Origin of the sequence: Nocardiopsis sp. CA-288880, from assembly GCF_050955985.1 — a bacterium.
Taxonomy (GTDB): Bacteria; Actinomycetota; Actinomycetes; order Streptosporangiales; family Streptosporangiaceae; genus Nocardiopsis; species Nocardiopsis tropica.
The window spans coordinates 2,794,682-2,818,813 of the sequence record NZ_CP192105.1 but is presented as its reverse complement, the minus strand read 5'-3'; the positions used below and the strand labels follow the sequence as shown (position 1 = coordinate 2,818,813).

The following is a 24,132-nucleotide window of genomic DNA, read 5'->3' as shown; positions in this document are numbered from 1 at the left end:
CGCCCGTCTCCAGCCGTGCCCGGCAGCCCGCCGGCTCCTCCGCCGCCGGTCGGCGCCCGCCCGGCGTCCGCTGGTGTTCCGCCGTCACAGCGGAACGGGCCGGCAGGGACCGCGTCCGGGAGTTCGCGCGTTCGGCGGGGCACGGACGGGCCCGGCCCGCGGGACGCCGGACGGGGACCGGTGCCGCGGAAGCGGCGGAGGAGCCCTGTGCCGCCCGCCTCAGGCCGGGTGGTCGAAGCGGGGCGTGCGGGCGAACAGGTCGGTCACCTCGCCCGACACCTCGAAGGGCTCCGTGCCGCGGCGGAAGACGATCGCCGGGCCCGGGGCGTCCGGCTGCACCGCGGCGCCGCCGAGGGTCGCCCGGACCACGTCCGTCCCCGCGCCCTCCACCCGCAGGTGGACGCCCTCCCGCAGGCCGAGCACATCGACGTCGTTGGCCTCCAGGAACTCCGTCAGCCGGGTCAGGCGGGTCTCGCCGTTGTGCGTCGACCGCGGGTCGGCGTCCAGGTAGTGCGGGTTGATCTGGAACGGCACGAACCCCAGCGCGGCGAACGACTCCGGCTCGACGATGGGCATGTCGTTGGTGGTGCGCAGCGTGGGCGCGGTGATGTTGGTGCCCGCGCTCGCCCCCATGTAGGGCAGGCCCGCCAGGACGCGGTCGCGCAGCTCCCCCATGATCCCGGTGCGCTGGAGGGCGGCCACCAGGCGGAACGTGTTGCCCCCGCCCACGAAGACCGCCTGCGCGCGGTCGAGGACGCGCGCGGCCCCGGCGTCGGCCGGGACCCCGGTGACGCGGACCCCGCGGGCGGCGAAGGCCTCGGCCACCCGCGCGGTGTAGGCGTCGTGGTCGCCCCCGGCGAACGGCACGAACGCGATCTCGTCACGGCCGTCGAGGAAGGCCTCCACGTCCGTCCACGCGTGGTCGAGGTAGTCGCGGCCGTGGTTGGTCGAGTTGGAGAGGAGCAGCAGCTCGGGCATGGTCCCCCTTCAGGGAGCGGTCGGGCGCGGGGAGGGGCGGGAGCCGTGCCCCCGCCTCCACCTGCGGGTGGGCGGTGCCGGGCGCCGGTTGGAGAGCAGCCCGGTGAGCTCGTCGGCGGAGGCGCGCAGCGGCGCCAGGTGGTCGAGCAGGTCGTCGTCGTGGTCGGAGTACTTGTTCTCGACCAGGGTCACGGAGCCGACGGGGCGCTTGCCGCCGAACACGGGGACGGCGAGCGCGCGGGAGGCGGCGTCGTACTCGCCCTGGGAGAGCGCGTACCCCTGTTCGACGGCCGTGTCGAAGAGCTCCTCGACCTCGCGCTCGTCGAACGGCGTGAGGTCGGAGAAGCGGGCGGAGGGGCGGCCCGCCAGCAGGGCCCTGCGCTCGGCCGGGTCGAGGAAGGCGAAGTAGGCGCGGGAGGTGGCTCCCGCGTGGGCGGGGTAGAGCTCGTCGACGAAGGGGTGCGACCGGCGCGGCCCCTCGGAGCCGCTGACGGCGGCGATGCAGCGCACGTGGGCGCCGTCGGGGACGCAGAACAGGGAGGTCCGCCCGCTGGTGCGGGCCAGTTCGGCGAGCAGGGGCTCGGCCAGGGCGGAGAGTCCGCCGGACCGCTCCCACAGCCCGGCCATGCGCCACATGGCGGGGCCCATGCCGTAGCGGCGGGTGTCGGGGTCGGCGCGCAGGAACCCCTTGCCGGCGAGGGAGGCGAGGAGCCGTTGGGCGGTCGACCTGGCCAGGCCGAACTCCTCGGCGAGTTCCATGACGCCCCAGCTCGTGCGGTACTCGTCGAAGCTGAGGAGGACGTCGAGCGCGCGGTCGACCGTCTGGAGGGGGCCGGTGCGTTCCGTGGGTCCGGTGGACATGGGGCTCACCCTATGCGCGCCGCTGGGCCGGGGGCCCTGTTCCAAGGGATCGCAATGTGATCTTAACTCCCACATAGTGGGAAACCTTTGCCTCGGCGGGTGAACGGGGGGCAGCCTGTGCGTGACGGGCCGGGGCGCGGCATCCGCGCCCCGCAGGCCTCCGACCAGCGACACTCCGTCCCCGCCGGACGCGAGCCATCCCCGAAGGACACACATGGAACCCTCGGCACCCGGTTCGTCCACAGAACCGCAGACTTCGGAGGGCGCGCGCCACCCGCGGGCGTTCGAGCCCGTCGTCGTGATCGTCACCGTCCTGGTGAGCCTCCTCGGAGCGGTCATCGGCATCCACATGATCACGACGCTCGGGGTCTCCCCCAACACGAGCGTCATCGGCGCCGTCGTCGCCATGCTCATCGGCCGGGCCGGGTTCCTGGGACTGCGGTCCTTCCGCGACACGCACCGGCAGAACCTCGTCCAGTCCTCGATCTCGGGCGCGACCTTCGCCGCGGCGAACTCGCTGCTCACCCCGATCGCCATCCCGTTCCTCTTCGGCCGGCCGGACCTGGTGTGGCCGATGCTGCTGGGGGCGTCCCTGGGCCTGCTCATCGACGTGTTCGTGCTGTACAAGGCGTTCGGCTCCCGGTTCCTGCCGGCCGACGCCGCCTGGCCCCCCGGTGTCGCCGCCGCCGAGACCATCAAGGCCGGGGACAAGGGCGGGCGCCAGGCCGCCGTCCTGGTGGGCGGCGGCGTCGTGGGGCTCGGGGCGTCCTTCCTGGGGATGCCGATGTCGGCGGCGGGCATCGCGATGATCGGCAACGTCTGGGCGCTGCTCATGTTCGCCGTGGGCCTGCTCGTCGCCCAGTACTCCCCCGCGGTGATCGGGGTCGACCTCAACGCGGTCTACGTGCCGCACGGCGTCATGATCGGCGCGGGCGTGGTCGCCCTGGTGCAGATCGTCGTCATCCTCGCCGGACGGCAGGGCCGCCGGGAGGCCGAGCGCGAGGCGGCCCGCGAGCGGGCGGCCCAGGACGACCCCTCCCTGGCCTACACGGTCGACCGGGCCACGCTGGGCCGGGCCCTGGGCTCGGGCTACGTCCTGTTCGCCCTGGGCGCCCTCGTGCTCGCGGTCACCGGCGGCATCTGGGCGGACATGAGCTGGCTGGGCATCGTCGGGTTCGTCCTGTTCGCCGCCGTGGCCGCCCTGGTCCACGAGCTCATCGTCGGCCTGGCCGCCATGCACGCGGGCTGGTTCCCCGCCTTCGCGGTCACCCTGATCTTCCTCATCCTGGGCCTGGCCCTCGGCATCCCCGGGGTCCCGCTGGCCCTGCTCGTCGGCTACTGCGCGGCCACCGGCCCCGCCTTCGCGGACATGGGCTACGACTTCAAGGCGGGCTGGGTCCTGCGCCGCGACCGCCGCCCCTACACCGCGTACGAGCTGGACGGGCGCCGCCAGCAGCTCTTCTCCTCCATGATCGGGTTCGCCGTCGCGATCGGCATGGTCGCGCTGCTGTGGCAGGGCCTGTTCGCGGACGGCGCCGTGCCGCCGACCTCGATCGTCTACGCCGACACCATCGAGGCCGGCCTGACCGACCCGTCCGTCCTGCTCCAGCTCGCGCTGTGGGCCGTGCCCGGCGCCGTCGTGCAGTTCCTGGGCGGGCCCCGCCGGCAGATGGGCGTGCTGCTCGCCACCGGCCTGCTCGTGGCCACGCCCAACGCCGGATGGCTGGTCCTGGCCGGGCTGGCGATCCGCCTCGTGTGGGAGCGCCGCCGCGGCGAGAAGGGCGAGCAGGAGATCGCCCTCGTCGGCGCCGGCCTCATCGCCGGCGACTCCGTCCACTCCGTCGGCACCATCTTCAGCCGCTGAAACCCGGAGGAACCATGACACGCCTCGGAGTCCTCACCATCGGCCAGGCGCCGCGCCCGGACCTGACGCCGGAGCTGACCGCCCTGGTCCCGGAGGCCGTCGTCGTCGAGCGCGGTGTGCTCGACGGCCTCACCCGCGCCGAGATCGAGGCGCGGCCGGTCGCGCCGGACGACCACGCCCTCACCACCCGCCTGGCCGACGGCTCCTCCGTCGTCCTGGGCGAGTCACTGGTCATGGAGCGGCTTCCCGGCGTCCTCGCGGACCTGGAGCGCGAGGTCGACGCGGTGCTGCTCGCCTGCACCGGCGCCTTCCCGGAGCTGGAGCACTCCAAGCCGCTCTTCGTGCCGGACCGGCTGATCGCCTTCGGAGCCGCGGCCCTGCTCGGCGACACCGGATGCGTGGGCGTGGTGTGCCCCCTGCCCGAGCAGCGGGCGGACACCGAGGCGAAGTTCGGCCGCCGCCTCCCCTCCGGGGCGCGGGTCCTCACCGACGCCTGCTCCCCCTACACCGGTACCCCGGAGGAGCTCGCCGCCTCCGCGCGGCGCCTCGCGGAGGGGGGCGCCGACCTCCTGGCCCTGGACTGCATCGGCTACACGGAGGAGATGCGCGCCCGCGCGGCCGCCGCCTCGGGGCTGCCGGTGGTCCTGGCACGGTCGGTCTGCGTGCGCCTGGCTTCGGAGGTCCTGGACTCCCTCGACGCGCGGGCGGAGGCGGCGGTATGAGGATCGGCGTCATCCGGGTGGTCACCACCGACGACGGGGAGCGGCTGGACGACCACGGCCGTGTCATCCGGGAGGAGCTGGGCGTGGACACCGTCTCGCGGTGCCTGCCCGACCAGCCGGACGGGGTGCACGACGACGCGACCTTCGCCCTCGCCGCGGGCAAGGTCGCCGGCCTGGCCGCGCGCATGGAGCGCGAGGACGGCGTGGACGCGCTGCTCGTCAGCTGCGCCGCGGACCCGGGGCTGTCCCGGGCGCGCGCCGCGGTCGGCGTCCCCGTGGTCGGCGCCGGGGAGTCCGCGGCCCGCAGGGCCCTGGAACTGGGCTCACGGATCGGCGTCCTGGACCTGACCACGCGCACCCCGGAGTCGGTCACCGCCGTGCTCGGGTCCGCGCGCGTGGCCGCGCTCGTGCCCGAGGGCGTGCGGCGCACCCGCGACCTGGCCACCGCGGCGGGGTTCGCCGCCTCGGTCGAGGCCGCCGAACGCCTGGTCGCCATGGGCGCGGACACCCTGATGTTCGCGTGCACCGGCATGACCACCATCGGCCTGTACGCCCGGCTCGCCGACGAGGTCGGCGTCCCCGTCGTGGACGCCGTCCGCGCCGGGGCGCGGGCCGCCGTACGGGCTGCGGGCGGCTGACGCCCGTCCCCCACAGTCCCGTCGGCCGCGCTCCGGACGCGCGGCCGGCACCGTCCCGAAGGACCGCCGCGACCGGTGTCCGCACCGGTCGTACCGCCCGCCCGGGCCAGGCGGCCCGCCACCGACCGAGAGAGGCACCCATGTCCTGGAGCCACGTCATCGAGACCCACGACCTGCTCGACACCCCGACCGCGGACGGGGCGTCCGTCGCGGAGTACCTGCGCCGCCACGGGGCGGCCGACGGCGAGGTCGCCGTCGAGACCGTCCAGGGCGAGGGGGGGTCCACCGACTTCGTCCGGGTGACGATCCCCGGCACCGACGGCGCGTCGTCGGGCGGTTCGGCCCCCACCCTGGGCATCCTCGGCCGCCTCGGCGGCCTGGGCGCGCGCCCGGAGCAGATCGGCTTCGTCAGCGACGGCGACGGCGCCCTGACCGCCGTCGCCGCGGCCGCCAAGCTCCTGGACATGCGCCGCCGGGGCGACGCCCTCCCGGGCGACGTCGTCGTGGCCACCCACATCGACCCCGACGCCCCGACCCAGCCCCACGACCCGGTCCCGTTCATGGGATCGGTCGTGGACCAGGACGTCAGCAACCGGCACGAGGTCCTGCCCGCCATGGACGCGATCCTGTCCGTGGACACCACCAAGGGCAACCGGGTGTGCAACCACCACGGCATCGCCATCACCCCGGCCGTGGTCGACGGGTGGATCGTCCGCGTCCCGGAGACCCTGCTGGACATCGTCTCCCGCACCACCGGCCGCGCCCCGGTCGTCATGCCGCTGACCATGCAGGACATCACCCCGTACGGCAACGGCGTCTACCACGTGAACTCGATCCTGCAGCCGGCGACGGCCACCGCCGCGCCGGTCGTGGGCGTGGCCATCGTGACCGAGACCGCCGTGGCCGGGTCGGCCACCGGGGCCACCGACCTGCGCAGCGTGGAGACCGCCGTGCGGTTCGCCGTCGAGACGGCCAAGGACTACGGCCGCGGCATCGCGCACTTCGTCGACGCCGAGGAGGTGCGGCGGCTCCAGGACCTGTACGGCAGCATGTCCCACCTGCGCGGCGCGGGCGCGCCCGCCGGTTCCTGAGGGGGTCGCGGGGGCGGGCGCCCGTGGGGACGCCCGCCCCCGGCGGTCACGGCCGGACGGCGGCCGCGACGATGTCCTCGACCTGGCCGGCGATCGCCGCGCGGTTCTCCTCGAACTCGGGGTCGGTGACGCCGCCGCCGGACCCGAAGTGCAGGATCGGCGTGTGCACGTGCCCGGCCGGGATGTCCAGGCCGGTGGCGTCGCGCAGCAGGGTGTTGCGGTAGGCGATCTCGTTGGAGAGGTAGTCGCCCCCACCGCCGGCCCGCGCCTCGGAGCCGGGCGTGGGCCCGTCCGGGCGCACCACCGGCGCGGTCCCGCCCGCGGGGATCTCGGTCACCTGGGTGTTGTCGACCACGGGGAAGGGCGCCCCGCCGGTCTCCCCGATGATGGACGGGTGGTCCAGGGAGGAGTCGGACCACTGCGGCTGGGGGGTGACGGTGGGGACGCCGTCGGGGATGGGGGCCGTCTCCGGCGTGCCGACCGACTCGTTGTCCGCGGCGCCGCCGCGCCAGGCGCCGTTGTGCGCCTCCAGGTCGAACCGGCCGTCCCGGCCCTGGCTGACGGTGATGACCGCGTCGGCCGGCCGGTCGCCGGTGTAGTGCGGCAGGAGGGCGTGCTCGACCATGCCGTCGGTGAAGTCGCGCCAGCGCACCGGGAAGAGCATCGCCTCGACGACCGCGACGCCGTCGCCGGTCTCGATCACCGCTCCGTCCAGGGCGAGGGCGGCCGCACCGGAGGGGTTGGCCTGGCGGATGTCGTTGTCGAGCTGGAACGGGTCGAACCCGGTCACGACGACGCGGGACACCCCGGGGCCGCCCGGGTCCTCGGCGAAGCCGGCGTCGTCCTGGCCGCGGGAGCGGCGGTCCATGTCGGCCACGAGAGCCTCACGGTCGGCCCCGGCCAGATCGAAGCCCGGTTCCCAGCGGTGGAGGGCCGAGGTCATGCCGAGCCGCGCCCAGTAGAGCGGCCGGTCGTCCCCGGCGCTGAGGTCCCCCTCGACGGCCCCGGTCCCGCGGACGCGGTCCACCGCCTTGCGCCAGAGCGCGTCGGCGTGGCGCGCGACGATCTCGCCCGCCTCGTCCGTGCCGGACGCCGCGCACAGCTCCTCGGTGAAGCGGTCCACGTCCGCGGCGAACCCGGATCTGGCCAGGATCTCCTGCGGGACCTCTCCGGTGATCCGCGCCTCCTCGACGGTGGCGCCCTCCTCACCGAGGCATGCGGGCGTCCGCTCGGCCTGCGCCGGGGCGGCCAGGGCGAGGGCGGGGGCCAGGATGAGCGCCGAGGCGGCGACACGGGGGCCCGCCTGCCGGATACGCGCGCCCGCTCCGCTGCGGCTCTGTGACCTGTTCGACAAGATGTCCTGTTCCTTCCGGTCGTTCCACTTCCTGGTGCCACACCACGCTAGGGAACGGACCGGTGCGGGACATCGGCCGGGGGTACCGGGACGACCGCCCCCGAACGTCGGCCCCGTTCCGGCCGGAGCCGACGAAAGTCGGGGCGGCCCCGGCCGCGGCGGCCACCTCGCTGCGGTCGATCAGGGACGCGATGGTCGGGGCTCCGGCGCAGACACCCGTGCAGGCCGGCTCGGCGTTGAGGGAGTGCAGGTAGTCGCGGGTGGCCGACATGACCGGGCCCAGCCCGCTGAGGCCGGGCATCGGCCGGGCGCTGGAGGCGGGGTGGCCGAATGCGAGTCCCCTCGTTCCGGCGGCCGACCACACACCAGGAACCGGGGCCGCGGGGCGGCGACCCACCGGGCGACCGGGCGGACTCGCCCGCCAGGTTCCCGGAAAGCCCAACCGGACCGAAAGTCCCTTCCACGGGACGCGGGCCGGGGCCTTCGCGCGAAGGCCCCGGCCCGCGTCCCGGAGCCGCAGGGGCGGGCGCCCGCCCCTGCGGGGGTCAGCCCCCGTTGGACTGGCGGATCCCCTCCCCCAGGGCCTCGAACGAGTAGACGAACCCGCCGTCCTCGCCGCTCACGGTCATGTACGCGTCGGTCGTGCCCGGCGCGATGGCGACGTTGGTCGCCGACTCCAGGCCCTCGGCGTCGTCGGACGGCACGCTCACCGTCGCCAGGTGCTCACCCGTCGAGCTGTACACGAAGATGCTCGGCTGACCGTGGACCGCCTGGTAGAGGTTGCCCTCGGCGTCGACGGCGATGGAGTCGATCCGGCTCGTGCCGCCGTCGAAGTGGATGGCGGCGTGGGAGGTCGCCACCGAGGTCCCGTCCTCGTCGAGCTCGTAGTGGTCGACGCGGTTCGCGGCGTACTGGCCGACCCAGAGGCCCCCGAAGTCCTCCCTGAACGAGATGCCGTTCGGCGCCGGGAGCTCGTCCGCCAGGACGGTCGCCTCGGCCGTCTCCCCGTCGATCCTGACGACCCGGCCCCGGGGCTCCCAGGCCGGATCGCCGAACCCGGTCGAGTCGCTGACGTACATGTTCCCCGCCTCGTCGAAGGCCAGGTCGTCCGGCTGCATGGGCGTCCCGTCGACGTCCCCGGAGAAGAACGTGGTGTGGTCCTCCCCCTCCGGGGTGATGCTGTCGATCCTCCCCCCGGCGAAGTCCGTCAGGTACAGCCGGTCGTCGAGCGGGCTGAACTGGGCCGACGTGTACGCGCCGTCCCCCTGCGTGAAGACCGGTTCCACCTCGGCGGACCCGGTGTCCACCCTGAGCACCTTGGGCTCCCCGGCGGGTGCGGTGACGTCGACGACCAGGAGGCCTCCGTCGGGGGCGAAGGTCGGCCCCTCCAGGAGGGTCATCCCCGTCTCCTCGTGGACGGAGGTGACCTGGACGAGCAGCTCGGCCGTCCGGTCCCCCTCGCCGTCCGTGCTGGTGGCGGCGGCGTCGGCGCAGCCCGTCGCCGCGACCGCGAGGACGAGTGCCGGAAGCGCGCGGGCGATCACCGTGCGTCGTCCCGCGTGGCGGTGCGGTTCCATACGGTTCCCTTTCTGACGGGGCGGGCGGGTCACGGCTTCGCTCCCAGGACGTCGCCGATGCTGCTGCTCCGCCAGTCGCCGAGCAGCCGGTGGAAGGCCACGGGCCCAGGACTGTAGGAGGAGCCGCCGTGGACGCCGGCCCCCTCGCGGTTGTAGTAGCCGGGCGTGCACTCGGCCTGGAACGCGGAGTTGTCGTGCGCCGTCTCCCGGACGGTCCTGCCCCAGTCGTCGGCCGCCTCCTGCGAGGGCTCGACCACGGGGACGCCGCTCTTGCGGGCCTCCGCGACGACGGCGGCGATGTGCTCGGCCTGCTCCAGCAGGATGTGCGCGAAGTTGACGGAGTTCGCGTTCTGCAGCGGGCCCAGGTGGAAGAGGTTGGGGAACCCGTTGCTGTAGAAGCCGTGCAGCGTGCTGGGCCCGCGGCTCCACGACTCCAGCAGCCCCCGCCCGCCGCGCCCGCGCACCGGCAGCGTGCCGGACATGACCCCGGAGCGGCCGACGTCGAATCCGGTGGCGAAGACGACGCAGTCGACGGGGTACTCGGTGTCCCCGACGACGATCGAGTCCTCGGTCATGCGCGTGATGCCGCCGTGGTCGGCGGTGTCGACGAGGGTGACGTCGGGCCGGTTGAAGGTCTGGAGGTAGTGGTCGCTGAAGCAGGGCCGCTTGCACATGTAGCGGTACCAGGGCTTGAGCAGTTCGGCCGTGGCCGGGTCGTCGACGACCTCGTCCACGCGTGCCCGGATCTGGTTCATCTTCCGCGCGTCGACGAGTTCGTCGATCCTCTCGCGCTCCTCCGGGGGGAGGCTGGTGTCCAGCGCGCCGGTGATCATCTTGCGCTGGAGCTGCGCCGTCGACGTCCAGCCGTCCCGGGTCAGGTCGGTCCCGACCTGTTCGCCGGAGACGATCGCGAGGAAGTTCTCCATGCGCTCGCGCTGCCAGCCCGGGCGCAGGGACGCCGCCCACTCCGGGTCGGTGGGCCGGTTGTCGCGCACGTCCACCGAGGAGGGGGTCCTCTGGAACACGTACAGGTGCTGCGCGTCGCGTCCCAGGTGCGGGATGACCTGGACGCCCGTGGCCCCGGTGCCCACGACCGCGACCCTCTTGTCCGCGAGGCCGTCGAGCCCGCCCTCCTGGTCGCCGCCCGTGTAGCCGTAGTCCCACCGGCTCGTGTGGAAGGTGTGGCCCCGGAAGGTCTCGATGCCGGGGATGCCGGGCAGCTTGGGCTGGGTGAGCGTGCCCGAGGAGGTGATGACGAACCGGGCGCGCATGCGGTCGCCGCGGTCGGTCTCGACCACCCACTCGTCCGCCTGCTCGTCCCACTCCAGGCCGGTGACCCGCGTGTGGAACAGCGCGTCGCGGTACAGGCCGAAGGTCTCGGCGATCGCCACCGCGTGCTGCCGGATCTCCTCCCCGGGGGCGTAGCGCCACTTGGGCACGTAGCCGACCTCCTCCAGCAGGGGCATGTAGGAGTACGACTCGATGTCGCAGTGGATGCCCGGGTAGCGGTTCCAGTACCAGGTCCCGCCGAAGTCGCCCGCCTCGTCCATCATCCGGAGGGACTCGACGCCCGCCTGCCGCAGCCGCGCTCCGGTGGTGAGTCCGCCGAACCCGCCGCCGATGACGAGCACCTCCACGGTGTCCGTCAGCGCCTCGCGCTCGGTGCGCGGGGTGTACGGGTCCTTCGCGTAGTAGCCGAACTCGCCGGCGGCCGTGCGGTACTGGGTCGCCCCGTCGGGGCGGATGCGGCGGTCGCGCTCCCGGGCGTATCTGGCCCGGAGCGCTTCGAGGTCGACCTCCTCGATCTGGTCGTCGATGTTCGAGGTCGCGCCGGAGGCTGTGGTCATGTGCCGTCCTCACTTCGTTGCCGACGTGTCGCAGCGGGGCGGCGGGCGCGGGGCCGGAGGTCCTCACGGGGGTGGCCGTGCCACCCCCGGGCCTCCGCGGGGGATCGGGGCGTTCGTCACACGCTGCGACGGAGGGGTCTGTGATCCGTGCGCAAAAAGGTTAGCATCACCCTAAGTATTGGAGTCGGGGGGTGGCCCGCGCGGGGCGTCCTATCATGGCGGTATGCCGCAAGAGGTGCCTGAACAGGGCGAACACGAGCGCGAACGCATCGTGAACGAGATCGAGACCCTGAACGGATCCATGGAGGAGGCCGTCCTGGCCGCCCTCCTCCAGCACCTGCTCTCGATGGACCTCACGCTCCCACAGCTCAGAGTGCTCATGATCCTGGTCACCACCGAGGAGGGGGCGACGGGGAGAAGCCTGTCCGCCTCGTTCGGCGTGTCCATGGCGTCGATGTCCGGACTGCTCGACCGGCTCGTGTCCCAGGGCGTCGCCACGCGTTCGACCGACCCGCACGACCACCGGGTCCGCCGGGTCCACGCCACCCCCCTCGGCGCCGCGGTCGTGCGGCGCCTGGTGGTGGCCCGGCCGTTCCGCAGCGACATCCTCATGCGCCTGCGCATGGAGGACCTGCGCGCCCTCGAACAGGGCTTCCGGGCGGTCAGCGAGCAGATCTCCCTCATGGGCGAGCGGGACTGACCCCCGCGGGGCGCACCGGACGCGGCCCGGGCCCGCGCTCCCCCGGCGGCGCCCGCCCCGCACGGCCGGAGGGCGGCGGAGGGGCGGGGCCGCGCGCGGAACGACCGGTTCTCCGTGCCGCCGCACGCGTCAGCCCTCTTTCCTTCCTGCCATACACCGCTTAATTCGACCGACAATATACACAAGAAGACCGATTTGTTCTTGAGGCAGCCCGGGAAAAACAACGGACAGCCCGAAATTTTCGCTCTTTCGGGCGACCGCACCGCTTACCGGGGTCTCCGTTCGACAGTGGGGTCCGCTCCGGGATTCCCGCACAAGGGTATTCCGGCGAAGCCGGAAAGGGGACCCCCGGACCGCCTCAAACAGGACCAGCGCCCCAGGCTCCACCTGCGACAGTCCTTGCCACACGGGCCCTCGGTCGAGGTCGGCGCGAGGCCGCGCCACCCCCCGGTTTCCAACCCTCCGCACGCACGCTCGGGAAACACATCGACCGCACGCCATTCCCACCGGCGAAAATCCCTTTCCGGCCCCCTCCGCGCGGAGGGCCGAAAAATCGGAGGGGGAATTCCACCACCCCCGCGGTTTTCCCCTCCACCTCACGGGGATACCTCCCCATGCGGTCGGCGCCGGAACCGGCGAAACACGGCGGCACGGTCAGTTCCGGGACGTTCGAGGACGGGGGCTCCCGCCCGCGGTCGGCGCCGCCGGCGACACGGGACCGCGGAGAAGGCCGCACTCCCCCGGACACGGCCCCCGCCCCCACGGCTAAGAGAGGTGCGCAGAGCATGACCGAAGCACGAGCGGATGCACCGGCACACGGCAGCGCCCCCCGGGAACCCGGGGACACGCGGCTCACCCTCGCCCAGGTCCTGGAGCACCCCGCCCTGGGGCCCCGCGACCTGCTGCCCGACCGGTTCCGCGGACCGCGGAGGGTGACCGGCGACGGATGGGTGGGGTTCGCGACCAGGCTCGAACGCGGTGAGGAGCTCTCCCTCGTCCAGAGCCTCATGGCCGCCAACCGGCACGTGCTCGACGTCGGCGGCGGCATCGGGGAGCTCTCCCGCGCCGTCGCCGCCCGGATCGGGCACTGCACCACCGTCGAGCCGCACGCGCAACTGGTGGAGTCGATGCGGGACGAGGCCGCCGAAGCCGGGGTGAGCGTCTTCGCGGGAACCGCCGAGGACCTCCCCTTCCCCGACGCCTCCTTCGACGCCGTCTACGGCGCGTGGGTCCTCCCCTTCGTCGACGACGTCGGGAAGGCCGTCACGGAGATGGTCCGGGTCTGCGACCCGGACGCCCCGGAGGCGAAGATCGTGCTGATCGTCGGCGGAGCGGACAGCGAGGTCCTGGGGCTGTTCAACGACGTCTGCGCCCCCGTCTCCGGCGACCCCCGCGACCACCACGGCTACCTGCTGGCGACGGCCGCCCGCCTCCTCGCCGAACGGGGCTTCGGGGAGTTCTCGCTGCACCGCACGGAGGCCTCGGTCCGCTTCGCCGAGGAGGAGCCGGCGAAGCGCGCCGCGGAGGCGGCGACCGTGCTGACCGACTTCTGGTACCAGCTCCACCCCGGGGCCGACGAGGTCAGGGCCGCCCTGGAGCCGGCCCTGGAGCGCCACTTCGCCGCCCGCCCCCACGGGATCGGCGACCAGGGCGCGGTCCTGGTCGCCCGTCCCGGTTCCTGACCCCCGACAGCCGTGCCGGGGCGGCGCGGACGCCTCCGTCCGCCCCGGCCCACGGCCCCGACGGGGGCTCCATCGGTTCGGTTTCTCCGATCACGAGGACGACGATGCTGGACACGCCGACACGGCACGGTGAGATCGCGGGCAGGGCCGAGCTGGTCGCGAGACTGCGGTCGGCCCACCACCACAGCAGGCGCACGGGGCTCACCTCCCACGTGGTCACGGGGGAGGCCAAGGTGGGACGGACCAGTCTTCTCGCCTCGGTGTGCCGTCCCGCACCGGGCCACGACGGACGCGCGGCGTACATCGCGTGCTCCCGGCACGCGAACCGGCTGGTCGCCGCGCTCGCGGACGACCTGCTCCGGCTGGCCGCCGACCACCGCCCCCCGGAGCCGCTGGGGTCGGAGGGCGCCGACGCGCTCCCGCGGGCCCGCGTCGACCCGGGTGGCGCGCCCGTGCGGGAACCCGCCTCGGACGGCGTACCGGCCGGGTTCCGGGAGCTGGTGGAGTCGCTGACCCGGGACGCCCCCCTGCTGATCGCGCTGGACGACGTCGACCTGGCGGGCCCGGCCTCGCTCGTCCGGCTCCGGGACGCTCTGCGGGACGTCGCGCACCTGCCGGTGACCCTCGTCGCCTCGACCAGGAGCGGCGAGCCCCCCGTGGCGCCCTCCGAGCTCGCGGACCTGCTGCTCGGCGCCCGCACCGCCACCCTGACCGGCCTGTCGGTGCGGGAGACAGGCGCGCTGCTGCACGAGCGGCTCGGCCGCCGCCCCGACGCCGGCCTCGTGGACACGTGCCACCGGATCACCGCCGGCAACCCGTTCATGGTCGGCGCCGTGGGCGACTGGATACGGGCCCAGGCGGTCCCTCCCCGCACGGCGGCCGCACTGCGCGAGGCCGTGATCCCCTCGGTGGCCGAGGCGGTCATCGGACGGGCCAACCGCGTCGACCACCGGGCCCGGCGGGTGGCCGAGGCGATCGTCGTGGCGTCCACCTCCGGCGAGGCCGACCCGGCGCTCGTGGCGCGCCTCAGCGGCACCCCCCTGGAGGACACGCTGGCCACGCTCGACCTGCTGGTGCGGATGCGCCTCGTCACGGACGACCACGCGGTGGCGCTCCGCCACCCGCTGCTGGGCACCGCACTGCTCGGCTCGATGACCGTGATGAGCTGCAACGCCGCCCACCTGGCCGCCGCCACCTTCCTGCACCGGCGCCGCGACGCCGGGCAGCGGCCGGCCCGGCACCTGGCGGCGTCGACGGTCCCCCTGGACACCCCCTGGTCGGCGACCGCCATGATCACGGCCGCCCGGGCCCCCGACACGTCCGCCCGGGACCGGGTCCGCTACCTGGAGTACGCCGCCCAGGCCGGGACCGAGGAGGCCTGGGCCCGCGTCGCGCCCGAACTCGCGTCCGCCCGGATCGCACTCGACCGGCGGACGGGGCTGCGCGCCGCGGTGGAGATACTCGGCCGCACCGCCGACGCGTCGGTCCGCCGCCGGCTGCTCGGCCTGATCGGCGCGACGCTGTGCGAGGACGACCGCCGCGACGACGAGCGCGCCGTCCTGGACGCGGTGCGGGACGTGGTCGCCGGCACGGAGCGCGAGGACTGGCCGCGGTCCTTCCTGGCCTACGGCCGGTCCATGGCGCCCGTGCCGACGGCCCCCGCCGCGGGCGCCCGCGGCGCCGGCGACGCGGCGCGCCCTCCCGCCGCCACGGCCATGGGGGCGCTGGCCTCGCACCAGCTGGACGGGGCGCCCGCGGTCGCGCTCGCCGAGGCGCGCGAGGCCCTGGACCACGACCTGGACGACCTCCTGCTGCACCCTGCGGCGCTCCCCGCCGCGCTGTCCGTGCTCGTCGGCTGCGGCCACCGGGCCGAGGCGTTCGCGCGCCGGCGCGCGCTCGTCGACGACCTGGACCGCCTCCCCCGCTGGGTGCGTGCGGAGGTCGAGCTCGCCGAGGCCGCCGGGCACTACGCCGCGGGCGACCTCCAGGCTGCACGGCACGTGCTCACCGAGCGGCTGTCGGACCTGCCGACCCATGCGGGCCACGGCTACGGCCGGTTCCGGACCCGCCTCGTCGGCCTGCTGGCCAACGTCCAGCTCGACCTGGGCGACCCCTCCGGCGCGGAGGCCCTGCTGCGCCGCCACCACCACGAGGGCCACGTGCCGCCCGCCTGGTACGACGCCGACGTCCCGCTCGCCCGGGCGAGGCTGCGCGTGAGGGCCGGTGAGCTGACCGAGGGCGCCGAGGAGCTGCTGGGGATCGTCCGCCGCCGCGAGGAGGCGGGGGCCTCGGGGCCGGGGACGCTCTGCTGGCGGAGCGAGGGGGCCGTGCTCCTGTCCAAGACGGGGGCGCGCGACGAGGCGCTGCGGGTCGCCCGCAGGCAGCTGGAGTTCGCCGAGGGGACCGGCTCGCCGCAGGAGCGCGCGCGGGCACTGCGCGTGTGGGGCTCGCTCTCCGGGGGCCCCGCGGCGCTGGAGCTGCTGCACTCGGCGGTCGACCTGCTCCAGGGGACCGGGCACGACCTCGAGACGGCGAGGACCACCGCCGAGCTGGGGACGGTGCTGGCGAGGCTGGGCCGGCACAAGGAGGCGGTGGCCGCGCTGAGCCGGTCGGCGGGGCTGGCCGTCGACCGGGGGGCGCGCGACCTCGCCGACCGCGTACGCCTCCAGCTGGTGGCCCTGGAGGGGCGGGCCCCGCAGGACGTGTCGGTGCGGGGCATCCTCGCCCTGACGCCGCGCGAACGGGAGATCCTGATCGACGCGCTCCTGGGCCAGGCCAACAAGACGATCGCCGGCAACCGGCACATCACCCGCCGCACCGTGGAGCTGCACCTGTCGAGCGCCTACCGCAAGCTCGGCATCTCCGGCCGGGGCGAGTTCGGCAAGGTCCTCGGCGGTCCCGGGACGTGGGAGATCCTGGTCGGCGGCCCCTGACCGGGTCCGGCTCCACTTCGGTACCGCGCGAGAACATTTCGGTCGCGGGCCGTGATGTGCCCGGGTCGCGCCCGCACGACACTGTGACCACATGACAGCCGCCGGGGCCCGGGCGCCGCCCCGGCTCCGAGCCGCCCCATGGGGATGGAGATGCCGATGGAAGCACAGGACGCGTTCCACGACGATGCCGCGCGCGACCCCTTCACCGCGGTCGTGGTGTTGTCCGGGGGGATGGACTCCACGACACTGCTGGCGCACTTCGCGGCGCTGCGGTTCAGGTTGGTGGCCCTCACGGTCGACTACGGGCAACGGCACCGGAAGGAGATCGACTCGGCCCGGGAGATCGCCCGCCACTACGGTGCGGAACACCACGTGCTGGACCTGTCGGGGCTGGGGTCTCTGCTCACGGGCTCGGCCCTCACCGACGACCGGGTGACCGTCCCCGACGGGCACTACGCGGAGGAGGCCATGCGCGCCACGGTCGTCCCGAACCGCAACGCCGTGCTCGCCAACCTCGCCGTGTCGATGGCCGTGGCCCGCCGGGCCGACACGGTGGCGCTCGGGATGCACGCCGGCGACCACTTCGTGTACCCGGACTGCCGCCCGGCCTTCGTCGACGCGCTGCGCAACCTGGTGGCGGTCGCCAACGAGGGGTTCACCGCACCGCGCGTCGAGACCCCCTTCATGACGTGGTCCAAGGCCGACATCGCCCGGCACGGCGTGCGCCTCGGCGCGCCGCTGGGGCTCAGCTGGTCCTGCTACAAGGGGGGCGACATCCACTGCGGGACGTGCGGGACCTGCTACGAACGGGCCGAGGCGTTCCGGGAGGCGGGACTCACCGACCCCACCGAGTACCTGGACGGCGACGCGCGCTTCGCCGCGCCCTGACCTCTCCCCGCACGGAGCGGTCCGCCGCCGGGACGGGCGTCGGGACCCGCCCCTCCGCGACGCCGCCCGGGGCCTCCTGACCGGCCCGCCCGGGCCGAGCCGAGCCGGGCGAGACCGCGCGAGACCGCGCGTCGGGGCCGTGGCACGTCGTGCCACGGCCCCGACGCGTGTGCGCGGGACGCCCCCGGGTCCCGCGGCCCGGGAGCGGAGGGGGGCGCGCGGGCCCGGGGGCTCCCCGCCCGGGGCCCGGGGCGGACCGGCCCGCGGGGACGCCGGAGCCGGCCGCGGACCATCCTTCGTCGGCGCTCCGCAGATCTCTCGGTGGTGACCGTGATGCGCTTGGGGAGCGTCGCGCCCATCCTCGAAGTCAGGGAGGTTCATCCATGCCCTTCGGTTTCTCGAAACGGTGCGCGTTCCCGGCGGGCCGCCGACCCGGCGGCCCGGGACCGGACCACACACGCACCCGCCCCCGCGGCCGTGACCACGCCGTGGGACCGGCCCTCACCGCCGGCGCGGCAGCACCGGGCGCGGGGGCCGCACGGGACCGCGGCGGCCTCCGGAAGTCCTCCCACCGGGCGGGCCAGGAACTGGACCACCGGTATCCGAACGACGCCCTCACCCTCGGCCCCACGGCGCGCGACCCGCGCCGCCGGGTGTCCGGACGGTGGGCGTCCCGCTATCCGGAACCGGGCGCGGCACGCGTCCCGGGGACGGTCAGGACATGGGCGGTGTACAGGCCATGAGCACGGCTTCTCGCTCGAACACGGAAGGGGGTGAGGCCATGGACACGCCGAATCTCGTGGTGAACGAGATCTTCGGCCCCACTAGACCCTCCAGGGGGAAGGGCCTTCACTGGGACGTCGTTGCGCCTTCGTCAGGCTGGGCGGGTGCAACCTGTCCTGCAGCTGGTGCGACACTCCCTACACCTGGGACTGGACCGGGAAGGGCGATACCGGAATCGCCTACGACCCCAAGAAGGAACTGCAGAAGATCCCCTACACGCAGGTCCGCGACCGCCTGGTCGCCTACGGGGTTCCGCTGATCGTCGTCTCCGGAGGCGAACCGCTGAACCAGCAGACCAGGCTCTACCCGCTGGTGCGGGACCTGCGCGACTCGGGGCACGACGTCGAGATCGAGACCAACGGGACGATCGCCCCGGACGCCCGGCTCGCGGAGCTGGCGCGGTTCAACGTGTCGCCGAAGCTGGCCCACTCGGGGGACCCGCTGCGCAAGCGCATCGTCGGACGGTCCCTGGAGGCACTGGCCGCGGTACCGGGGACCGCGTTCAAGTTCGTGTGCCGCACCGAGGCCGACCTCGACGAGGTCGGGGCGGTCGTCGAGCAGTACGGCATCGGCTCGGTCTGGATTATGCCCGAGGGACGGACCCAGGACGCCCTGGACCGGTCCCTCGCCCAGATCCGGGACCCCGTCCTGGCACGCGGTTGGAACCTGACCACCAGACTGCACATCACGTTGTGGGGCGATCGGAGAGGCGTATGACGCTGGCAGACCTTCCTCAGGAGTCCACCGTGCGCGATCCGCTGGAGAGCGTGGCACGGCAACTCCTCGTCGAGATCGGCGAGGACCCCGACCGGAGCGGACTGGAGGACACCCCGCGACGGTTCGCCCGGTGGTGGCGGGAGTTCAGCAACTACCAGGCCGGCCGGGTCGAGACGCACTTCCCGTTGCGCACCGACGGGCAGATCGTCATGATCTCGGACATCACCGTGTGGTCGCTGTGCGAACACCACCTCCTGCCGTTCTCGTGCGTCCTGACCATCGCGTACAAGCCCGGGGACCACGTGCTCGGGCTGTCCAAGTTCGCCCGGATCGCCCACCGCCACGCGCACCGCCTCCAGGTCCAGGAACGCCTGGTACGCGACATCGCCGAGGACATCGCCAAGGTGACGGAGACGGACGACGTCGCCGTCATCGGCCGCGGCGAGCACCTGTGCATGACCATGCGGGGCATCCGCACCCCCGCCCTCATGACCTGCTCGGTGTTCGAGGGGGTCTTCCGCGAGTACGGACCGCCCCGGGAGGAGTTGATCAAGATCGCCTTCCCCGGGAACTGACCGCCCCGGTCCCACGGGCGCCCCGCCCGATCCGCCGGTGCCGGGAGGACAGGACCGCGCCGCCGGGGCCCGGCCGCTCCGGGCCCCGGCGGCGGAGCGGCTCGACACGGGGACGCGGCCACCGGCCGCGTCCCGGGAGGGTCGCGGAGGACACCGGGACCGCCTCGCCGCGCAGTGGCCGCACGGCCTGCGTCCCCGCGCGCACGGGCGCCGATGGGTCCTCGCGCGCTCCGGACCACGACCCCGGCTGCGTCGGTGCGCAGGGTGCGGGCGGGGTCGTCGTCAGCGTGCTGACGCACCACCACCGCTCCGGAGGTGTCGATCGCCAGGTTCGCTCCCCGGCTTCCTCTGGCGTCCGCGGGCGGGTCCGGACGGGTTCGCCGTCGGCCAGGGCGGACGCTCCGCCCCGGGTCAGTCCCGGGTCAGTGCCACCGGGACACGTCACGCTGGTCAGCGCGGGGCGGGCGTTTCCCCCTCTCGGAGGTGGGACCCGCGAAGCAGGCATCGGTGTCCCCTTCAGCGGGACGCTCCCCACCGGGCGCGGGTCCGCCGCCGGCTCCCGCACCGTGCGGAAGATCCGCGTCCGGACCGGCTTGCCGAGCTCGGCGAGCTGCTTGAGCGCCTGGTCCTCGAAGGCCGCTTCGTAGGGCTGAGGGGTCACTGGCCGTCCAGGTCTTCCTCGGTCAGTCCGAGCCGACCCATCGCCTCATCGAGCGGCACCACCTCGGAACGGCCGGCCTCGACGTCGGCAGGACGCCCGCCGCCCGCCGCTCCGGCCGGGACCGGCGCAGGCGTGATCCGGGGAACACGGCGCGTGTCCGGGGTTGAGTGTGCCGCTACGGCACGGTCTTGACTGGTTCCCGTCCGCGATCGGGGGCGGAACCCGCGCGTCGGCAGGGACCGTGGGCCCTCTCATCGGTCGCCGCGGTCATCCCGTCCGCGGCCGGGGCCCGCGCGGCGGAGGCGCGCCGTGAACGGCGGCCGTCCCCGACCGCCCGGCGCGCCCCGGGGACGGCGCCCCCTCACACCAGGAGGTTCGACATGAGCGTGAACGATTGGGACGTCATCGTGGTCGGCGCCGGTTCGGCCGGGGCCGTCCTGGCCGACCGGCTGTCCGCCCGGGGGAGGCGGGTGCTGCTCCTCGAAGCCGGACCCGACTACGCGTCGGACCGGATGCCCGAGGTGTGGCGGTCGCCGAACCCGGTCCCCGCGCTGCTCGACCCGGTGGCCGGCGCGGAGCTGGTGTGGTCGGGCCTGAACGCCGCCCGGACCGAGAGGCAGCCGGCGACCCCCTTCCTGAGGGGGCGGGGTGTCGGCGGCAGTTCCGCGGTCAACGGCCAGATCGCGATCCGTCCCCCCATGGACGACTTCGAGGACTGGGCCGGCCAGGGCTGCGACGGATGGTCCCCCCGGGACGTGCTGCCCTTCTTCGTCAGGCTGGAGGACGACGAGCGGTTCGGCGACGAGCCCTACCACGGCCGCGGCGGACCGATCCCGGTGTACCGCACGCCCGAGGGCGACTGGGGCTCGGTCGACGCCGCCCTGAGCGCGGCCTCCCTCGCCGCCGGCCACGTCTGGAGCGCCGACGTGAACGCGCCCGGGGCGAGCGGCGTCTCGCCCTACCCCGTCAACTCCCGCGGAGGGCGACGGGTCTGCACCAACGACGCCTACCTGGAGCCCGCCCGCGGCCGGAGGAACCTCACCATCCGCGGCGGCTCGACGGTCGACCGGGTGCTCTTCGACGGCGACCGCGCCGTGGGCGTCGAGGCGGTCACGGGCGGGGTCCGTGCGCGCGAGCACGCCGACCTCGTCGTCCTCAGCGCCGGGACGGTCCACTCGCCCGCCATCCTCCTGCGGTCGGGGATCGGGCCCGCGCGTCAGCTGCGGGAGCTGGGACTCGCGGTGCGCCAGGACCTGCCGGTGGGCGAAGGCCTCCAGGACCACCCGATGGTCGGCGTGACGATCCCGCTCTCCGCGGAGGCCGCCCTGCCCTCCCCCGACCACCGGCACACCAACGTCTGCGTGCGCTTCACCTCCGACGACCCGGCGGCCCGGGCCCACGACCTGATGTACGTGGCGCTCAACCAGGACATCCTGTCGATGGCCGGGGCAGCCCTGCCCCACGGCGCGGGCGCGTTCGGGGTCGTGCTCAACCAGTGCCACAGCCGCGGGTCCCTGGCCCTCACCTCCCTCGACCCCTCGGTGCACCCGCGCGTGGACGAGCGGATGCTCTCCGACGTGCGGGACCTCGCGCGCCTGCGGTCGGGCATCCGGGAGCTGGTGGAACTGGCGCGCGGCGACGAGGTCGCGCGCATCGCCTCGGAGCCGGTCGAGCGCCTCAACCGGGACCTGTTCCGGGCCCTCGACGACGACAACCGGCTCGACGACCACCTGCTGTCCACGGCCGCCGACGCCCAGCACGCCGTCGGGACCTGCCGGATGGGCGCCCCCGACGCCCCGACCTCCGTGGTCGATCCGCAGGGCCGCGTCCTGGGGGTCGAGGGCCTGCGCGTGGTCGACGCGTCGATCCTCCCGTCCGTCCCCCGGGCCAACACCAACCTCACGGTGATCATGGTCGGCGAGCTCATGGCCGACCGCATCGGATGAGGGACTCCCCCGCGGGCGGCACCGGCGGCCCGCGGCCCGGGAGAGCACCCGGCGGCCGGGCCGGAGCGCCGCCAACGTGCGCCGGTGCCCGGCGTCCTGTCGTCCCGGGACCTGCAGGACCGGAAGCGCCGTGCGAGCGGCCCCGGGCCCCGGCAGCGGCCGGGGACTGGGCCCGCCGGGGCCTCAGTGGAGCGGCTGGGCCCCGATGACGGAGAGCAGGCGCAGTTTCTCGTGGCTCTCGCTCCCGGGGTCCGCGGTGTAGACGAGCAGCGAGTGGGCCTGCCCCGGTTCGATCAGCCTCTGGCAGTTCAGCGTCAGGCGCCCCACCTCGGGGTGGACGAAGTGCTTGACGTCGTGGGGGCGCACACCGATCTCGTGGTCGCCCCACACCCGCCGGAACTCCTCGCTCCGGTCGAGGAGCAGTTCGGCCAGGTGCGCGGCCCGTGAGTCGGGTCCCCGCAGGGTGAGGATCTGGCGCAGGCCCGAGGCGTACATGCGGGTGAGGAACAGGTGTTCCTCGGGGGCGTAGAAGTCCCGCACGGAGGGGTCGGTGAACCACCGGTACCCGGCGCTGCGCGCGGGCCCGGTGTACCCGGTCGTGTCGCCGGTGAGGGCGACGCCCATCGGGGTCTGCCTCAGGGTCTCGCCGAGTTCGGTGACGATCTCCGCGGGGGTGTCGTCCAGGCGGTCGAGGATCCGCAGCAGGCCGGGGCCGACGTGGTCGCCGGCCCCGCCGCGTGCGGGCGGGTTGTGTCCGGCGAGGCGGAAGAGGTGGTCCCTCTCCTCCAGCGACAGGTGCAGCCCCTGGGCGATCGAGGCGAGCATCTGGAGCGAGGGCTGCGGCCCGCGCTCCCGTTCGAGCCGGGAGTAGTAGTCGGTCGACATGTGGCACAGCGACGCGACCTCCTCGCGTCGCAGGCCGGTGGTCCTGCGGCGCTGCCCGCGCGGGAGCCCGACGTCCTCGGGTTGCAGCGCCCCCCTGCGGTTGCGGAGGAACTCCGCCAGCCCGGTGCGATCGATCACAGCATTCCTTCCAAGGTCATGCTCTGTGTCTACCGTCCTCGGCGGGGGTGTAGCCACGGACCGCCGATCCCCCCTTTCGTCCGCCGGCCCGAGGGGTGGACCCGCGAGCCTGGGATCGGGAGGCCGTGGTTACTCCCCCGCCGAGGACCGAGGATCGGTCTTGCGAACCGGGAACGGAAGCGGGGCGGTCGGTGACCGGTCCCTCCCGTTCCCGGACTGCGCGGTCCGGCGACCCCTGCCCGCCCCTGCCCCCGGCGGAGGGGAACACCCGGACGCCTCCCACGCCCCCGACCGGCGTGAGGGATCGACTATCCGAGGAGCAGAGCAATGCCACGTCGAACCATCGACATCACCGTGCCCGACCTGACCGGGAAGCTGGTGGTCGTGACCGGCGCGAGCGACGGCATGGGCCTGGGAATGGCCGAGTGGCTGGCCGCGGCCGGCGCGGAGGTCATCCTGCCCGTCCGCAACACCGCCAAGGGGGAGAAGGCGGTCGAGAGGATCCGCCGCAACCACCCGGGAGCGCGGGTGTCGACCCGCAGCCTCGACCTCTCCTCGCTGGCCTCGGTCGCCGCCCTGGGCGACACGCTCCGCGAGGAGGGCCGCCCGATCCACATCCTCATCAACAACGCCGGCGTGATGCGGCCCCCGAACCACCAGACCACGGTCGACGGGTTCGAGCTGCAGTTCGGCACCAACCACCTCGGCCACTTCGCCCTGGTCGGCCGGCTCCTGCCGCTGCTGCGCGCCGGCCGGGCACGGGTGACCTCGCAGATCAGTGTCGCCGCGCGCCGCGGCTCCATCAACTGGGAGGACATCAACTGGGATCACTCCTACGACGGGATGCGCGCGTACAGCCAGTCCAAGATCGCGTTCGGGCTGTTCGGCCTCGAACTGGACCGCCGCAGCAAGGCCCACGGGTGGGGCATCACCAGCAACCTCTCCCACCCCGGGGTGGCCCCCACGAGCCTCCTGGCCGCCCGCCCCGAGCTCGGCCGCAACGAGGACACCCCGCACATCCGCCGGATCCGGGCCCTGTCGGCCCGCGGGATCCTGCTGGGCACCCTCGAGTCGGCGAAGCTGCCCGCGCTGATGGCCGCGACCGACCCCGGTTCCAAGCCGGGTGCGCTCTACAGCCCCAGCGGCTTCGGAAGGCTGGGCGGCCCGCCCTCCGAGCAGCGGCTGTACCCGACGCTGCGCAGCGCGGAGGAGGCGGCGCGCGTCTGGCAGGTCTCCGAGGAACTGGCCGAGGTCTCCTTCCTCGCCGCCTGACCGCCGTTCGCACGACCGCC

18 protein-coding genes are annotated in these 24,132 nt (G+C 74.3%); 12 read left to right on the top strand and 6 right to left on the bottom strand.

Annotation, left to right across the window (positions count from 1 at the left end; all coding sequences use genetic code 11):
• Positions 1 to 219 precede the first annotated feature (219 nt).
• Both pepE and ACQPYD_RS11960 read right to left on the bottom strand, forming a co-directional pair.
• Entirely contained in the window at positions 220 to 978 is a 759-nt protein-coding gene (pepE, locus tag ACQPYD_RS11965; RefSeq protein WP_433701046.1) for a dipeptidase PepE, read from the bottom strand.
• Between the two features lie 9 nt (positions 979 to 987).
• Positions 988 to 1,839, bottom strand: coding sequence for an IclR family transcriptional regulator (locus tag ACQPYD_RS11960; RefSeq protein ID WP_433701045.1), 852 nt, complete (start codon positions 1,837 to 1,839; stop codon positions 988 to 990).
• Between the two features lie 214 nt (positions 1,840 to 2,053).
• On the opposite strand from ACQPYD_RS11960, the gene ACQPYD_RS11955 reads away from it, so the two are divergent.
• The 4 genes from ACQPYD_RS11955 to ACQPYD_RS11940 all read left to right on the top strand — a co-directional run bounded on the left by ACQPYD_RS11955 (position 2,054) and on the right by ACQPYD_RS11940 (position 6,154).
• Positions 2,054 to 3,703, top strand: a complete 1,650-nt coding sequence (locus tag ACQPYD_RS11955) for an OPT/YSL family transporter (protein ID WP_433701044.1) — start codon at positions 2,054 to 2,056, stop codon at positions 3,701 to 3,703.
• Positions 3,704 to 3,717: 14 nt separating this feature from the next.
• Positions 3,718 to 4,425: an AroM family protein gene (locus ACQPYD_RS11950; protein ID WP_433701043.1), complete on the top strand. Its 708-nt coding sequence runs from the start codon at positions 3,718 to 3,720 to the stop codon at positions 4,423 to 4,425.
• A complete protein-coding gene (locus ACQPYD_RS11945; RefSeq protein WP_433701042.1) occupies positions 4,422 to 5,063 on the top strand; it encodes an aspartate/glutamate racemase family protein in 642 nt (213 codons plus the stop codon). Before ACQPYD_RS11950 ends, ACQPYD_RS11945 begins: the two co-directional genes overlap by 4 nt.
• A gap of 140 nt (positions 5,064 to 5,203) precedes the next feature.
• Complete coding sequence (locus ACQPYD_RS11940) at positions 5,204 to 6,154, top strand: DUF1177 domain-containing protein (RefSeq protein ID WP_433701041.1); 951 nt, start codon at positions 5,204 to 5,206, stop codon at positions 6,152 to 6,154.
• Positions 6,155 to 6,200: 46 nt separating this feature from the next.
• On the opposite strand, the gene ACQPYD_RS11935 is transcribed toward ACQPYD_RS11940, so the two are convergent.
• The 3 genes from ACQPYD_RS11935 to ACQPYD_RS11925 all read right to left on the bottom strand — a co-directional run bounded on the left by ACQPYD_RS11935 (position 6,201) and on the right by ACQPYD_RS11925 (position 10,932).
• Entirely contained in the window at positions 6,201 to 7,466 is a 1,266-nt protein-coding gene (locus ACQPYD_RS11935) for a pyroglutamyl peptidase (RefSeq protein ID WP_433702030.1), read from the bottom strand.
• Between the two features lie 587 nt (positions 7,467 to 8,053).
• Entirely contained in the window at positions 8,054 to 9,085 is a 1,032-nt protein-coding gene (locus ACQPYD_RS11930; protein WP_433701040.1) for an SMP-30/gluconolactonase/LRE family protein, read from the bottom strand.
• Between the two features lie 29 nt (positions 9,086 to 9,114).
• The gene (locus tag ACQPYD_RS11925) at positions 9,115 to 10,932 is read right to left on the bottom strand and encodes a flavin-containing monooxygenase (protein ID WP_433701039.1); all 1,818 of its coding nucleotides are present in this window, start codon (positions 10,930 to 10,932) and stop codon (positions 9,115 to 9,117) included.
• A 223-nt stretch (positions 10,933 to 11,155) separates the two neighbouring features.
• Here ACQPYD_RS11925 and ACQPYD_RS11920 point away from each other — a divergent pair, with 223 nt between their 5' ends.
• From ACQPYD_RS11920 to ACQPYD_RS11890, 7 genes are all read left to right on the top strand, one after another.
• Positions 11,156 to 11,632 (top strand): MarR family winged helix-turn-helix transcriptional regulator, encoded by a 477-nt coding sequence (locus ACQPYD_RS11920; RefSeq protein WP_433701038.1) that lies wholly within the window; start codon positions 11,156 to 11,158, stop codon positions 11,630 to 11,632.
• A gap of 785 nt (positions 11,633 to 12,417) precedes the next feature.
• Positions 12,418 to 13,314 (top strand): class I SAM-dependent methyltransferase, encoded by an 897-nt coding sequence (locus tag ACQPYD_RS11915; protein WP_433701037.1) that lies wholly within the window; start codon positions 12,418 to 12,420, stop codon positions 13,312 to 13,314.
• A gap of 104 nt (positions 13,315 to 13,418) precedes the next feature.
• Complete coding sequence (locus ACQPYD_RS11910; protein ID WP_433701036.1) at positions 13,419 to 16,247, top strand: AAA family ATPase; 2,829 nt, start codon at positions 13,419 to 13,421, stop codon at positions 16,245 to 16,247.
• A 156-nt stretch (positions 16,248 to 16,403) separates the two neighbouring features.
• Positions 16,404 to 17,135 carry a 7-cyano-7-deazaguanine synthase QueC gene (queC, locus tag ACQPYD_RS11905; RefSeq protein WP_267949485.1) on the top strand — a complete coding sequence of 244 codons (732 nt, stop codon included), beginning with the start codon at positions 16,404 to 16,406 and terminating at the stop codon, positions 17,133 to 17,135.
• Positions 17,136 to 17,987: 852 nt separating this feature from the next.
• Positions 17,988 to 18,635, top strand: a complete 648-nt coding sequence (locus ACQPYD_RS11900) for a 7-carboxy-7-deazaguanine synthase QueE (RefSeq protein ID WP_433702029.1) — start codon at positions 17,988 to 17,990, stop codon at positions 18,633 to 18,635.
• Positions 18,632 to 19,210, top strand: coding sequence for a GTP cyclohydrolase I (gene folE, locus ACQPYD_RS11895; protein ID WP_330158019.1), 579 nt, complete (start codon positions 18,632 to 18,634; stop codon positions 19,208 to 19,210). Before ACQPYD_RS11900 ends, folE begins: the two co-directional genes overlap by 4 nt.
• Positions 19,211 to 20,251: 1,041 nt before the next feature.
• A complete protein-coding gene (locus tag ACQPYD_RS11890) occupies positions 20,252 to 21,817 on the top strand; it encodes a GMC family oxidoreductase (RefSeq protein WP_433701035.1) in 1,566 nt (521 codons plus the stop codon).
• Positions 21,818 to 22,000: 183 nt separating this feature from the next.
• On the opposite strand, the gene ACQPYD_RS11885 is transcribed toward ACQPYD_RS11890, so the two are convergent.
• Positions 22,001 to 22,840 carry a helix-turn-helix transcriptional regulator gene (locus tag ACQPYD_RS11885; protein WP_433701034.1) on the bottom strand — a complete coding sequence of 280 codons (840 nt, stop codon included), beginning with the start codon at positions 22,838 to 22,840 and terminating at the stop codon, positions 22,001 to 22,003.
• Positions 22,841 to 23,167: 327 nt separating this feature from the next.
• Between ACQPYD_RS11885 and ACQPYD_RS11880 the strand changes: the two genes are divergently transcribed.
• Positions 23,168 to 24,112, top strand: a complete 945-nt coding sequence (locus tag ACQPYD_RS11880) for an SDR family oxidoreductase (RefSeq protein ID WP_433701033.1) — start codon at positions 23,168 to 23,170, stop codon at positions 24,110 to 24,112.
• Positions 24,113 to 24,132: the final 20 nt, after the last annotated feature.